Below are 14,346 nucleotides of genomic sequence, written 5' to 3'. Positions count from 1 at the left end.
GTAACAACGGCGCATGCGCTGACTCCTTTCATCGCGAGCGATTTCAACGACCATGTATTCGATTTCGGAATCGGGGGAACCCACCGTGCAGCCAACTGCCTAGGACCCGATAACCCTGCCATCGAATCTGTTGCGACGCGAGGGTTGGGCAAGATTTGCCGGCGCCCGGAGACTCCCTGACTACTCTTCAAGCAGCTTGATGGAGTCGTTGTTGCCACCCGCAAGCAATCCGACGCTGCGATAGACCGTAAGCTTTTCGCGGGAGTCTGTGATATCCAAGTTACGCATGGTGAGTTGACCGATACGGTCGGTAGGGGTGAATTCTCCTTGCCCGCTTTCCATCGTCAACCGTTCGGGCTTGTAGGTCAGGTTAGGGCTCTTGGTATCGAGCAGGGAGTAGTCGTTACCGCGGCGGAGCTCAAGGGTGACTTCGCCGGTGATTGGGCGGGCAACCCAGTGCTGGATCGCTTCGCGGAGCATCAGAGCCTGCGAGTCAAACCATCGGCCTTCGTACAACAGTCGTCCCAAGCGTCGTCCCATATCGCGATACTGCTCCATGGTTCCCTCGTTATGGATGCCGCTGATCAGCCGTTCGTAAGCGATGAACAGCAATGCCATTCCAGGGGCTTCGTAGATCCCTCGACTCTTGGCCTCGATGATCCGGTTCTCAATTTGATCTGACATTCCCAAACCGTGCCGGCCACCGATGGCATTGGCTTCGAGGACCAAGTCGACTTGGGAGCTGAACGATTGGCCGTTGAGAGCGACTGGCAATCCGGCTTCGAAAGTAACCGTGACGATTTCTGGGGTAACGATGCAATCGGATTTCCAGAAAGGAACACCCATGATCGGGTCGACGATTTTGATACCAGTATCGAGGTTCTCGAGATCTTTCGCTTCGTGGGTTGCGCCCCAGATGTTTGAATCGGTCGAGTACGCTTTTTCTTTGCTCATGCGGTAGCCAAGCCCTGCTTTCTCGAGCAGTTCGGACATCTCCTTGCGGCCCCCAAGCTCCTTATTAAACGTCTCGTCCAACCAAGGCTTGTAGATTTGCAGTTCGGGGTTGGCTAGCAAGCCGTAGCGGTAAAAACGTTCGATATCGTTCCCTTTGTAGGTGCTGCCGTCCCCCCAAATATTGACCCCATCTTCCTTCATGGCTTGGACCAACATCGTACCAGTCACCGCGCGTCCAATTGGCGTGGTGTTGAAATAGGGGAGTCCTGCGGTGGTGATATGGAACGCACCGCACTGCAACGCCGCGAGCCCTTCGTGCACCAGTTGTTCGCGACAATCGATGAGTCGAGCCTTCTCCGCTCCACATTCGAGGGCTCGCTTAGGGATATCGTCGTAATTCGATTCGTCAGGCTGTCCTAGGTTGGCGGTGTAGCAATAAGGGATGGATCCCTTCTGTCGCATCCAGAAAATCGCAGCGCTCGTATCGAGACCTCCTGAGAAGGCGATACCGACGTTTTTGCCAACGGGGAGGGACTGGAGGATTTTCGACATGGAGATACCGCTGTTGGAACCGGAGGAATGATACGAACGGGCCTCCGATCTTACACAAAAGCCCTCTTTTTCCTACCCATATCCCCGCTGCTCGCCAGGGGATGCGCCAGCCGCTATGATCTGAACGCTGAATAGGGGGAAAGGAGGATTGGGAGAGTTGGGGGAAATAGGTCCTAGGATCCAGCCCTGACGACCGTTACAATTTCGGCTTCGTACGACGCCACTCAGAGGAGCATCAAGGAGGTTTACCATGCCAACACATTCGGTTCAACAACGTCGCGCAGGATTTCGCCTTTGGCTTTCCCTTACGGCAGTTTTCGGTGCCCCAGTCGCCACGGGCCCATTTGCTGCAACAGCGGTATTCGGACAGGAGTCCGAGGAAGCTGCACAGGCTGCTGTCGTTCAGCCCGCCGTAGCCCAGCCTGCTATCGTCCCACCCGCAGCGGACTCGCCGCAGTTGCGATGGCTCCCTGCAATTCAAGCGGCACAGGAAGGATTGGATCCCAATTCATTTCCTTCTGCAAAGTCAGCTCGTGAGCGGCTAGACCAATCAGTCGGAGCGTTCGAAGCGTATTTGGACCGAACTCCCGAGAATCGGGACCAGTGGAAGGAGTTCCTTCGCTGGAGCCAGCTTCGTGCAGAGCTCGAGAAAGAACAGCCTGATCAAGACAGTTTGTTGCAACTCGAGAAACGTTTCCGCCAGAACTTCAACGGCTTAGAACTCAGCCCGTTCACCAGCGTCCGCGACGCTATTCAGGATTATCTGATCGCGCTACGTTTCAGCTCCGACCCTACCAAGTCGGTAGAGATTTTGCGCAATCGATTGACGCAGTTGGCCGATCTGATCCAGAAATCCGATCTTGCCAAAGATATCAACGCTCGACGCGACGCAGCATTGACCGTTTCGTACTTGGCTCAAGCCAATCAAACACCCGAATTGATTCGAGAGATCCAGGGACTCTTTTCGCGCTCCAACGCCCGGGTCCTACTCACCGCAGACTATGTGCATAACAAATTTGGTCGCGGTGTATGCGAACCGAATCCGGTTTGTGAAGAAATCCTCGGTACGCGAATCTTCGGCAATAGCATCCTCAGCGGAGCGGTGACCCCACGATTGATTCCCAACTCCTCGCAGGCCATGGTTCGTTTGCAGCTGCATGGGGATTTCTCCAGCAACAACGTAGGGTACAACCGAGGAGTCAAACTTTACACGACCGGTTCGGCATTTGTTTCCGCCGGCGAGACCATTGCTCTCGGTCCAAACGGATTGATGGCACTGGGTGACACCAGCACCGATGCAAATCTGATCACCAACATCCATGCAATCGACGCAAAGCTGAAGATTATTGAGAAGGTGGCTGCAAAAGTAGCTGCCAAGCAAAAGCCACAGGCAGATGCGATCGCAGAAGGTCGCATGGAAACTCGAATCCGTAATCAGTTCCACGAACAGCTCGTATCGCAACTTGCGGAGTCCAATGAGAAAATCGGAAATCCATCGATTGTGGAGTTGGTCCGTTTGGGACTTAGCAAACCGATGCGATCATCGTGGAGCAGCGACCATTACATGGCGATGCTTTGGAAGGTGCAGCAAGATGTTCAGTTCTCTGCTCCAACCTCCTGTCCTCACGTCGTTCCGACGACGGGAATTGCTCTGCAAATCCACGAGTCCGCGATCTCCAATTTGATGGATCCTGTTTTAGCCGGCCGGATATTGAACAGCGAAGAATCTGAATTGTATCGGCAGCAGTTCGGAGAACTCGCCGAGGGAGCCGTTCGCCGCGACAACGACGAGCCTTGGGCTATCACCATGGCTGGTAGCCATCCTGTTGAAGTTCAGTTCGAAGACTCGAAGATCATCTTCCGTATCCGAACGACGAAACTGGATCGCGGAGATCAAGCGCTCGATCAACCGGCGACAATTGAGGCATCGTACACGCCCACCTTGGTCGACGGTGCCCTGCAATTGGTGCGCGACGGGGAAGTTCGCATCGAATTCTCCGGGCGCCAGCAGCGAGGGGTCCGAGCTGTTTCCCTCCGCAGCTTCTTGAAAAAGAAGTTCGACGATGTCTTCAAGCCGGAACTGCTGGACAAGCCACTTCGCATCGACGAAAAGCTTCCTGCCGATCTACAGGGGCTCCGTTTGGCTTCGATCGTTGTGGATGAGGGATGGCTCCAGGCGCATTTGAACTAGGCACCGATGTCATGCCGTGCGGGGGACAACAGCTATCGGCGTTGTCCTATCTTGGAAGGCATGCTCGGTTCAGGCCCGATTCGGTCGCTTGGATCGAGCGATCGGAAGATCTTCGCAGGCCACCGCAAAAGATTGTTTGGGGACAACTCGCAGGGCTAGTCGGTGGATTCGCCCATGAGCTGTTGCGTCTAGGAATTCGCCCCCTGGATCGCGTCGTTATCTGGGGATTCAACTCTTTGGATTGGATTCTCACGGATTGGGCCTGCAGCGTTCTAGGAGCTACCTCGGTTCCGTTGGACCCCCGCCTCTCCGACCAGACCGCTCGCGAAATTATTAATCGCGTTTCAACTCGCGCCACGTTTCTGGGGCCTCTGCATCGCGAGCGCGTGGCCGGCCTTCCTCTTCCCGAATGGAGGTCCATGCCTATCGGTGTCGATACAAGCTGGCTCGATTCTCGGCTACGCAATGAATCGATCTGGAACGCATCGCAGCCGGCGACCATCCTGTTTACGTCAGGCACATCCAGTGTTCCGAAAGGGGTGATGCTTTCGCATGGCAACCTGCTTTCCAATGCGCTGGCAAAGCTCAAAGCGATGCCACAGTTTCCGACCGACCATCGCGTCAATCTCCTTCCTTTCGCCCACGCCTATGCACGCACTTGCGAATTGACCACTTGGCTGATCAGCGGCTCCTCCATGGAAGTCGCATGCGGACTCGAGGACTTCTTTTGCAGACTCCCCCTCGCGCAACCGACGCTGATCAATGCGGTCCCGTCGGTCTACGAAGCCTTGATCGCACGGCTCCCATCACCGATCGAGTCAAACCTTCGGGTGGCCCTGGGTGGCCGAATCCGTCAGCTTGCTAGCGGTGGCGCCCCACTACCCAACGTCCTGCGTTCGAATTATCAGGATGCGGGAATGCCTATCTATCAAGGGTATGGGCTGACAGAAACTAGCCCAGTCGTCTGTTCAAACATCCATCCCGACTCCGGCGCACCTACTTGTTTGGATGGCGTCGGTCCACCAGTTGCGGGAACGGAAGTGATGCTCGACTCCGATTCCAATCTTTGGGTGCGCGGTCCCAATGTGATGATGGGCTACTGGAATGAGGACAAAGAGACGAGCCTGCGTTGGCAGCAATTCGATGCCCCGCACGAAGGGTCCTGGTTTCGCACAGGCGATCTAGCTCGACGCATCACTGGAACCGATTCGCTCGAAATACTCGGTCGATGCGACGACACGATTGTGTTGGCAAATGGCTACAAACTCCATCCTCTTGGGCTGGAAGTTCAATTGAGCAGTATCCCACTTCTAGAGGATTCCGTCGTGATTCCCGGGCCGCATGGCACCTGGCGAATCTGCATTCCGGGGAATGAGGCCTTCCTTGGTGCAGAGCAACTATCCGAATTGGAGAAACAAGTTCTCAGTCGGTGCAGTCAGGAGTTTAGAAAGTCATTTTCCCAGTTCGTGATTTGCCCCGAGCCGTGGACAATCCAATCCGGGTTGCTCAATTTCAAAGGGGGAAAGCGACGGAATGTGTTTGCCGAACGCTTTGGTCGTTAGATGCAGTCACTACTCGTATTGAAGGGCCGTCGAAAGGTTGATTCGTGCGGCGCGTTCTGCAGGGATCCAAGAAGCTACAATGACAACGAAAAGCTCAAAAAGCAGTCCGCCTCCGAGCAACCAAGGATACACTTTGAAGGCGACGTCGTGCCCTGTGACTTGCATGGTCGTGAGGTTGATCAAATAGGATATCCAGACACCGGTAAGCACTCCGGGGACGATCCCGATAAGTCCCATAATGATGGCTTGGGCAAAGATCATGCGACGCACTTGTTGACGCGTCATGGCAACGACGCGAAGCATTCCGATTTCGCGGGTCTGTTCTAGGATGTTCATCGCTAAGGTGTTGATCAATCCAAAGGCAGCGATAATCGATCCGAGGATCAGCACCGCCCACAATCCCCCGACAACGCCATTGAGGGTGTCGCGAATCACCTTCACCAAATCGGCGTAAGACTGGAACATGAGACCGGTTTCATCGCACAAACTTCTCAGTCGTTCTTCAAGCGACTTCAGCGATTCTGGCTTCGATTTCACAACAATCACATCGGTTCCATCGACATTCAGCAATCGCTTGGCGTTTTCGGATTCGAGATAGAGGGTCAGTCCTCCTGCGATGTATTCGTTGGTCACCCCGACAATTTCCAAATCGGATGAACCATCGTTGGTCTCAAGGGGAATCGTGTCCCCGCTATGGAGATTGAGTCGTTGCGAGAGAACGGAACCGAGGACCACTTTTCCTTTTTGAACTCCCGCCATAACCTCTTTTTCTTCCCCTTCCACGAGATCGAAATAGTCCTGGGAAGTCGAGTTGAATTTGCGAACGACAACCACGACGGAGTTCTCGCCGGAACGGGCTCGGACGAATCGCAACGTATCGACGACATCGACACCTGGCATCGCAGCGACTTGTTCGGTCAATCCATCCGGCATATCTGCCGATTGCCCACTGTTCATATCAGGCATTGCAGCGCGGATAAAAAAGTCGCCGATGATGGCTCTTTGATACCATCCTTCGACGTTGCCAATGTTGTCGAGAATGGTGCTCGCCATCCCCAGTCCAGTGCTCATCGCGATGAAGACGATCCCGATCGTCAGGGAGCTTCTACCCCGGTGACGAAGGATCTGTCGGCGAGCGAGTTGGGCCTCCGTTTTCAGAAATGGTGAAATCAGTTTGGCCACCCAGTCGGTCAAATCACCGATGATCCCAGGGAGCAGAAAAATCATCCCCACGATCATAACGACGGCACCGGTAATAGCGTGGCTTTCGTCGATGATTCCCGAGACCGATAGAAACTGAGTCAGACCACCGACGCTGATCATCGTTGTTCCGAAGACGAGCCAACCGACTCGCGAGGAGCCGAACTCACCCGTCGCGACGACGCGCATCGCTTCGGCCGGTGAAAGCTGCGACGCTCGAAAAGCAGGGAAAAATGCTCCCAAAAATGCAACCGCCAACCCCGCGATCGCAGCGCTCAAGTAAGGCCAGATCGACCAGGGACTTTGAGGGATCGAGATCTGCAGGAGCTTGGAGGTCGATTGATTCAGGAGCGATGCACCGAAGTAGCCGACGACACATCCGAGGACAATCCCGATCGCTCCCAGCCAGAGCCCTTCGCGAACAATCATCCAAAGCAATTGCCCCCGAAGCGCCCCCATCGATCGCAAAATGCCCAACTGCCGACGACGTTCACCCACGTTCATCTGAAACGTGTTGTAGATGATGAATGCGGAGATCAATAGTGCGAAGGCCGTTGCTAAACGCAGACCTTGCTGCATCGCAATCGTGCTTTCCCCGGCAACTTGGCTGCGCAGGGCTGGCTCGCGCACTTTCACCCCCTCTGGTAGTTGTTCGGAGATCGTCGCCATCACCTCCGCCGCGTCTGCTTTGGGCTTGAGTACCACTTGGACGGCATCGAGCTTCCCGTTGGCTTGCGACCAGCGTTGGATGGTTCGCAATTGCCCAACCACCAATCCAGATTGCAGGCCCGCGCTCGCATCGTTCGCCTTGATCAACCCGATGACGGTCGCGTTTTGACCGAACGATCGGGTGAGGAGTCGGAGCTGGGAACCGATTTGGATCTTCGCCGATTGTGCGAATCCTGCATCGATCAAAACCGATTGGCGATCGCTTTCTTCGTAGGTGAGTTCTTTTCCCTCGACGACCGTGTAGCCGCGAACTTGTTTGTCCAAATCGGGTATGACCCCCAAAAGCTGGACCCGATAGGAGACCGGTTTTTTCGACTCGCTGGAGTCCTCTGATTTTGCGGCTCCTGGTCCTGGCTCGTCGGTGGCGAGGACCTGCATATTGGAAAATCGCCTCAGGATTGGCGAGGCGACTTGGACGGTATCCAATTTCGCTACGAATTCCAAAGGTTTGCCGTCAAAGGAGGCTCCGCCAACCCCTTCGATTTCAAGCGATGCTTTTCCGGTCACCGATTGGACCATCGCTTCCTGCGCAAGCCGAGCCGAATTGGAGGCGAGCGACGTTGCGACGATCGCGCTGACACCGATGACAACGCTGAGCAAGGTGAGGAGGCTGCGCAGCGGTCTGCTCTGAATTTCGCGTCTGGAGAGCTTTCCAAGAGGCATTAGCGATTTCCCTCCGAGAGGATCGCATCACTTCCCGAGGAATGTGGGGCATGCGACGAAGATCCTGACCCGGCGGGGGTTGGGGCGGATGGAAAAGTAGCTGCAAACTCGGCCTGAGATAGGTCCCGTTCGATGTTCCCATCGCGGAACATCAGCAGTCGAAATGCAGATTTCGCAACGTTGGCATCGTGCGTTACCATGATGATGGTTTGTTTGTGGTCGGCGGCCAAGCTGTGAAGAAGTGCCGTGACGCGTGCACTTTGGCGGGAATCTAGGTTCCCGGTGGGTTCGTCCGCCAGCAAGATCGCCGGTTGGATTGCCAAGGCTCGAGCGACGGCGACTCGCTGTTGCTCCCCGCCTGACATTTTGGAAGGGATATGGTCTGCACGGTGGCCAAGCTCCACGCGTTCCAGCGATTCCAATGCACGCCGCTTTGCTTCCTTTGCGTCGACTCCATCCAATTCCAGAGGGAGCGAGACATTCTCCAATGCGGTCAGGGTGGGAATCAAATTGAAGGCCTGGAAAACGAAACCGATTTTGCGGCGGCGGAGCAAGGTCCGTTCGTCATCCGATAAATTCGCAATGTCGACACCGTCCAAGATGACTTCGCCGCTCGAGGGAGGTTCAATTCCACCGAGGATGCTCAGGAGTGTGCTCTTTCCTGATCCGGAAGGGCCCATTAGCGCGACAAATTCCCCGCTTTCGATCGAGAGGTCCACGCCACGCAGCACTTCGACAGCGACATCTCCTGTCCCAAACTGCTTGCGAAGATTCCTGGTTGAAATGATTGGCATAGGGCTGCAAGAAAAGGAGGTATCGTTCGGTGCAAAACGACGGGCCGATTCGCGCCTGCTTCAAGAAAAGTGAACTCCCGATGCGACGTTTCGTCCTACCGGAAGCCCTCCAGTGTACTCCAAGACGGAGGGTCCTGCGAGCCATCCAGGGCTCTGACCGTTCCTCCGCGTCACACCGGGCCATTCCGACACGAGACATCATGCCGAATAGACCCACCGTTCGTACTCTGTCGGCCAATCGTTTTGGGAATCCGCTGGAACATACATCCGTTCAGCACAGGTGTATCGGTCGAGGCCAAGCTCCGACATCCGGGTGTCGCCCGATACATCCGCCAACACGCGCGTCAGATGCACCACTCCGCATTCGGGCAGCAGCAACCGGTAAATCTCCGCCCCGCCCACCAAAAACAAACGGCCCTCCGGGGGCAATCCCGCAAACGCTTCGGTCCAATCGCGCACGACCTGGCAACCAGGAACTCGAAGGCCCTCTTGGCGGCTTAGAATCCAAGTCTGACGGCCAGGGAGCGGCCGACCGATCGATTCGTACGTCTTCCGACCCATGAGCAATGCATGCCCCATCGTGATTTTGCGGAATCGCATCAAGTCCGATCGAAGCTTCCATGGCAACCCCTGCTTGTCTCCGATGACACCATTGCGTGCAATCGCCAGGACCGCTTCAAACCGTGAATTTGGCATATACGCGTCGCGGCAATCGTGAGAGATTGAAGGAATTGGGAAGCCGGACATGGGACGCAATGGATGCCCCCCAGTCGGCTTGTCGACTCGCTATAAATGATCGACCAGAATCATACCCATAAGCGAAATTGGCGACTAGCGAACATGACGACGCGCAAAGTGGTGGTAATCGGAGCGGGACCCGGAGGATTGGCGACTGCTCTCCAACTGGCACACTCGGGTGCACAAGTCACGGTTTTGGAAGCGAGGGATGTCGTCGGGGGACGTTGTTCGACCCTCCGAGCACAAGGCTTCTCGTTCGACGTCGGTCCCACTTTCTACCTTTACCCACGCATTCTCAAGGAAATCTTTGAGTCGATCGGGCGGGATATCGACCACGAGATTCCGATGAAGAAATTGGATCCGCAATATCGCATCAGCTTCGGATCCGGAGGAAAGCTGGACTGCACCCCGAATCTCCAAGAAATGGATCGGCAGATTCGAGAGCTTTCGCCAGCGGACGCAGGGGCCGTGTTTCGCTACATCCAAAAAAACCGAACCAAACTGGAGCGGTTTCGACCGATTTTGGAATCTCCGTTCAATAGCATGCTCGACCTGCTGCGCCCCTCGCTCGTGGCGGCTGCCCCCTATGTAAAACCATGGAAATCGCTCGGAAACGACTTGGAAAGCTTCTTCAAGGATCCGAGATTGGTAATCGCGTTTTCATTCCAAGCAAAGTATCTCGGGATGTCTCCCTTTCGATGCCCCAGCCTCTTCTCGATCCTTTCTTTCCTGGAGTACGAGTACGGCGTCTTCCATCCCTACGGTGGATGTGGGCGCGTGAGCGAAAGAATGGCGGAGATCGCGGAGGAAGAAGGCTGCGATGTTCGTGTGAACGAACCTGTCACCAAACTCCACTTCAAGGGGCGTCGAGTCACCGCAGTTGAAACGCAGGAGGGTATCTACGAAGCCGATGCGATTGTAATCAATGCCGACTTCGCCCACGCCATGCAAAAGCTTGTCCCCAACCATCTCCGTCGCCGATGGTCCGATGAGAAATTGGCGAAGAAGAAATTCTCCTGCTCCACGTTCATGATGTATATGGGCGTCGAAGGATCCTATCCCGAGGAAAAGCACCACACCATCCACATCGCGAAGGACTACCAGAAGAATCTCTATGAGATCGAACAATCCAAAGTCCTACCGAGCGATCCGTCGATTTATATCCAGAACCCATGCATCACCGATCCTTCGATGGCCCCGGCGGGTAAGAGTTCGCTCTATGTCCTCGTCCCCGTTCCGCATGTAAGCCCCAACACTCCCTGGGATGAAACCCAACGCGAGTTTTATCGCCATCTCACCCTCCGAAAAATGGAGGAGCTCGGCTTCTCGGATATTCGAGAGAGAATCGTCTACGAGAAAGTCGTGACGCCGGCCGATTGGAGAGATCAATTCTATGTCTATCAAGGTGCGACGTTCAATCTCGCCCACAACCTTGGCCAAATGCTTCATCGCCGTCCGCATAACAAATTTGAAGAGCTCGATGGGGTCTATCTGGTCGGTGGTGGCACCCACCCCGGAAGCGGTTTGCCCGTGATCTACGAGTCCTCGCGTATCACCTGCAAACAACTATTGCCAGACCTCGGGCTACCATCCCAATTTATCCATGACATGCGCCCGCTAGACCGCCCCGAACCCGAGTTGGCTAACCAGGTCGGAGCATGACGGATTTCTATCAACTGCAAGCCAAAGGGATCGACGGAACCCCGATTTCTTTCGAACGCTATCGAGGCCGCGTCCTCCTGATTGTGAACGTCGCAAGCCACTGCGTTTTCACCAAGCAATACGACGCGTTGCAGGAACTTCATCAAAAATATTCCGACCGCGGGCTCTCCATTCTCGGATTCCCATGCAATCAGTTCGGCAATCAAGAACCCGGGAGCGATGAACAGGTAAAGTCATTTTGCGAGCTCAATTACCATGTCGCTTTCGATCTGTTCTCCAAAGTAAATGTGAACGGTCCCAATACCGATCCCGTCTTCCAATACCTCAAGTCTAAAGCGCCCGGGTTGCTAGGTTCGGAGTCGATCAAGTGGAATTTCACCAAATTCTTGGTGGGACGCGCGGGCAATGTCCTACGACGATTTAGTTCAATGACCACGCCCAAGCAATTAGAATCGGATATCGAGTCGGCGCTGAACGAGACTGTTCGATCCTAAAAACCCAATCGATTTGAATGACCCCTCCCACCGCTCCTCGCTCTACAACAGCCTTGGCGGTCGAAGAGTCCGTTCGCCAATGCATCGCCGGTGGGACATGGCGAAGCTACTCCGGGCCCAACCTCGAACGACTCGCAGATTGGTTTCGCAGCACGCTCGGTCCTAGTCATGTCCGATTCTGTTCGTCGGGAACCCTCGGTGTTGAACTGGCTCTCCGCAGTCTGCATTTGCGATCCGACGATGAAGTCCTTCTGTGCGGATATGACTATCCTGGTAACTTTCGAGCAGTCGAGGATATCGGTGCACGAGTCGCGCTCTGCAATCCGTCCCCTGCGCTGCGTTGGTCGCTGGATATCGATGTATTGGAACAATCGGTTGCACCTGAGACCAAAGCGATTGTCGTCAGCCATCTGCACGGTGAACTGGCACCGATGCAAAGAATTGTTCCTTGGGCGCGCCAAAGGGGTATCGCTGTGATCGAGGACGCATGCCAAGCCATGGGAGCGATGCTTCATGGTCGTCCGGTCGGAGGCTGGGGGGATCTAGCGGTATTCAGCTTCGGTGGTAGCAAACTCGTCTCGGCAGGGCGAGGGGGGGCGGTGCTGACGTCGAATGCCTTGCTCGCCCAACGGTTGACTCGCTTTTGCGAAAAAGGAAACGACGCGTTCGCCATGTCGGAACTGCAAGCCGCCGCGATTGTTCCGCAATGCGAGAGACTCGCGGCGGATCACCGAACCCGAGCGAGAAGTGCTCAACAACTTTTTCAGGTCCTCTCGAGATTTCAATGGCTTCGTTTGCCTCGCATAGAAGAGATGGATGCTGAAGCCGCTTATTACAAACTCGGAATGCTATGCGATTTCGGTGCGATCGATGCGGAGCGAGAACGAATTTTGCTGAAATGGAAGGAGCGAGCTTTGCAAGTGGGGGAGGGATTCCCAGGGTTCGCGAACCGTTCACGCAAAAGGTATCGCTCCATCGATTCGATAGAGTTGTCAGGAATCGTTGCGGCGTCGACGATCGTTATCCACCATGCTCACTTGCTGGATCCCTTTACGGGAGAGGTATCGGTGACGTGTATCATTGAAGCATTTGAAGAACTCGACAAGGAATTCCAAGCGTGAAGCTGCTGCTGACGAATGACGATGGTATGGATGCCGACGGATTGCAGGAATTGGCCAAACTCCTCTCGGTGGAACACGACTGCTGGATTGTGGCGCCCGACCAAGGCCGCAGTTGTTGCAGCCACGCCGTAACGAATGGAGAACCCCTGAAACTGAGACAACATCGTGAACGCGAGTGGGACCTTTCGGGTACGCCAGCCGATTGCGTACGCGTGGCCATCCATTGTCTGAAATTGAGTCCCGATTATGTTCTATCGGGAGTCAATCACGGTGGAAATCTAGGAGTTGATACACTTTACAGTGGAACGGTTTCGGCTGCCCGGGAAGCCTCCATGCTCGGTCTTCCGGCCGTAGCGCTGTCGCAGTACATGCGGCGCGATATTGCGAAGGATTGGACTCAGTCCGCGTTCCGAGCCCGCCGCGTCTTGGAACACTTATGGCTCGAACCGCCGGTTGCAGGTGCTTTTTGGAATGTCAATTTGCCGGCTATCCCCCCTGAAGAAATAGTCGGGACGGTACACTTTCCTATCTCGTTTTGCGAAACAGAACCCGCTCCCCTTCAATTTCACTTTGTACCGTATGAAACTGCCAATCCCGAGTGGCTCGAAGGCAACTCGGAAAGGACGTTTCTCTACCAAAGCAACTACCAGAGTCGACCTAGACAGGAGGGAAGCGATGTTTCCCTTTGTTTCGCTGGACATGCCACGGTGACGAAACTCAAATCATTCGGTTGAACCCAATCTCTGCACATTCTTTCGAAAGATCTCTCCCATGAAACTGTCGCTCTGCTTGCCGTTCTTAATGGCTTTAGGGTTGATCGCTACAAGCCCTTTGTTGGGACAGCAATCCATTTACGCGCAACAAAAAGGTGCGCCCCGCGCCTTGTTTGCGGCCGACTACCAAAAGAAAATAGCGGCTGTGATCAATGCCGATGGGTCGGTCCGCTGGAGCCTTCCGATTCGCGACATTCACGATGCTCAGCCACTCCCCGGCGGAGATTGGTTGCTCCAAACCCACTTCGGTGAAGTCCGACGCATCGACTCGGCCGGCAAAGAAAAATGGGTATACACTCCAAAGCCAGAACCGGGGGTCCAACGAGTCGAAATCCACGGATTCGAGTACTTGCCTAAAAGCAAAGAGTGGATGATCGCCGAAAGCGGAAACACCCGAGTTCTCCTGCTCGACGAATCCCGGTCCTTGAAGAGCAAGATTCCGTTGCAAGTCTCCAAGCCCGACCCCCACCGGGATACGCGATTGGTTCGACATACCCCGCAAGACACGTTCCTGGTTTGCCACGAAGCCGACATGCTGATCCGTGAATACAATCGGGAAGGCAAAATCGTATGGGAATACCCGGTCGGCAAGAAAGCCTATTCGGCCGTCCGACTAGCCAATGGCAATACGCTCATCGGAACCGGAGATGGTCACAGCGTGATCGAAGTTTCGCCTGACAAGGAAATCGTGTGGCAAATCGGTGAAAACGACCTTCCAGGAGTAAAGCTCGCGTGGATCACCATGGTCCAGCGTCTCCCATCCGGCAATACGTGGATCGTTAACTGCCACGCGGGACCTGAGAATCCGCAAATCGTCGAAGTCAGTCCGGATAAAAAAGTGGTCTGGTCGTTCCTTGACTTCGAACGATTTGGCAACTCCCTCCCCGTTGCATTGCCGGTCACCGAATGACGC

Annotated in this window: 11 protein-coding genes; 7 read left to right on the top strand and 4 right to left on the bottom strand. The window is 55.0% G+C overall.

What is annotated here, in order from left to right:
• Positions 1-180: 180 nt before the first annotated feature.
• On the bottom strand, positions 181-1,506 hold the full coding sequence (gene argG, locus SH467x_RS05695) for an argininosuccinate synthase (protein ID WP_482370317.1): 1,326 nt from the start codon (positions 1,504-1,506) through the stop codon (positions 181-183).
• Positions 1,507-1,756: 250 nt separating this feature from the next.
• On the opposite strand from argG, the gene SH467x_RS05690 reads away from it, so the two are divergent.
• Entirely contained in the window at positions 1,757-3,697 is a 1,941-nt protein-coding gene (locus SH467x_RS05690) for a hypothetical protein (protein ID WP_482370316.1), read from the top strand.
• On the top strand, positions 3,673-5,259 hold the full coding sequence (locus SH467x_RS05685) for an AMP-binding protein (protein WP_482370315.1): 1,587 nt from the start codon (positions 3,673-3,675) through the stop codon (positions 5,257-5,259). Before SH467x_RS05690 ends, SH467x_RS05685 begins: the two co-directional genes overlap by 25 nt.
• A gap of 9 nt (positions 5,260-5,268) precedes the next feature.
• Here the strand turns inward: SH467x_RS05685 and SH467x_RS05680 are convergent, their stop codons facing one another.
• The 3 genes from SH467x_RS05680 to SH467x_RS05670 all read right to left on the bottom strand — a co-directional run bounded on the left by SH467x_RS05680 (position 5,269) and on the right by SH467x_RS05670 (position 9,341).
• Positions 5,269-7,851, bottom strand: a complete 2,583-nt coding sequence (locus SH467x_RS05680) for an FtsX-like permease family protein (protein WP_482370314.1) — start codon at positions 7,849-7,851, stop codon at positions 5,269-5,271.
• Positions 7,851-8,645, bottom strand: coding sequence for an ABC transporter ATP-binding protein (locus SH467x_RS05675; RefSeq protein WP_482370313.1), 795 nt, complete (start codon positions 8,643-8,645; stop codon positions 7,851-7,853). Before SH467x_RS05675 ends, SH467x_RS05680 begins: the two co-directional genes overlap by 1 nt.
• Positions 8,646-8,843: 198 nt before the next feature.
• A complete protein-coding gene (locus SH467x_RS05670; RefSeq protein ID WP_482370312.1) occupies positions 8,844-9,341 on the bottom strand; it encodes a dihydrofolate reductase in 498 nt (165 codons plus the stop codon).
• A 144-nt stretch (positions 9,342-9,485) separates the two neighbouring features.
• On the opposite strand from SH467x_RS05670, the gene crtI reads away from it, so the two are divergent.
• The 5 genes from crtI to SH467x_RS05645 are packed head-to-tail and all read left to right on the top strand — an operon-like array spanning position 9,486 to position 14,343.
• The gene (crtI, locus tag SH467x_RS05665; RefSeq protein ID WP_482370311.1) at positions 9,486-11,045 is read left to right on the top strand and encodes a phytoene desaturase family protein; all 1,560 of its coding nucleotides are present in this window, start codon (positions 9,486-9,488) and stop codon (positions 11,043-11,045) included.
• The gene (locus SH467x_RS05660; RefSeq protein ID WP_482370310.1) at positions 11,042-11,539 is read left to right on the top strand and encodes a glutathione peroxidase; all 498 of its coding nucleotides are present in this window, start codon (positions 11,042-11,044) and stop codon (positions 11,537-11,539) included. The genes crtI and SH467x_RS05660 overlap by 4 nt, the downstream gene beginning before the upstream one ends.
• Before the next feature lie 17 nt (positions 11,540-11,556).
• The gene (locus tag SH467x_RS05655) at positions 11,557-12,660 is read left to right on the top strand and encodes an aminotransferase class V-fold PLP-dependent enzyme (protein ID WP_482370309.1); all 1,104 of its coding nucleotides are present in this window, start codon (positions 11,557-11,559) and stop codon (positions 12,658-12,660) included.
• Entirely contained in the window at positions 12,657-13,394 is a 738-nt protein-coding gene (gene surE, locus SH467x_RS05650) for a 5'/3'-nucleotidase SurE (protein ID WP_482370308.1), read from the top strand. Before SH467x_RS05655 ends, surE begins: the two co-directional genes overlap by 4 nt.
• Positions 13,395-13,431: 37 nt before the next feature.
• Positions 13,432-14,343 (top strand): hypothetical protein, encoded by a 912-nt coding sequence (locus tag SH467x_RS05645; protein WP_482370307.1) that lies wholly within the window; start codon positions 13,432-13,434, stop codon positions 14,341-14,343.
• Positions 14,344-14,346 lie beyond the last annotated feature (3 nt).

Source organism: Brakhagea slesvicensis (assembly GCF_052161625.1).
GTDB lineage: Bacteria > Planctomycetota > Planctomycetia > Pirellulales > Pirellulaceae > JBKCUI01.
The sequence above is the reverse complement of the archived record's forward strand: the minus strand, read 5'-3'. Positions and strand labels throughout refer to the sequence as shown.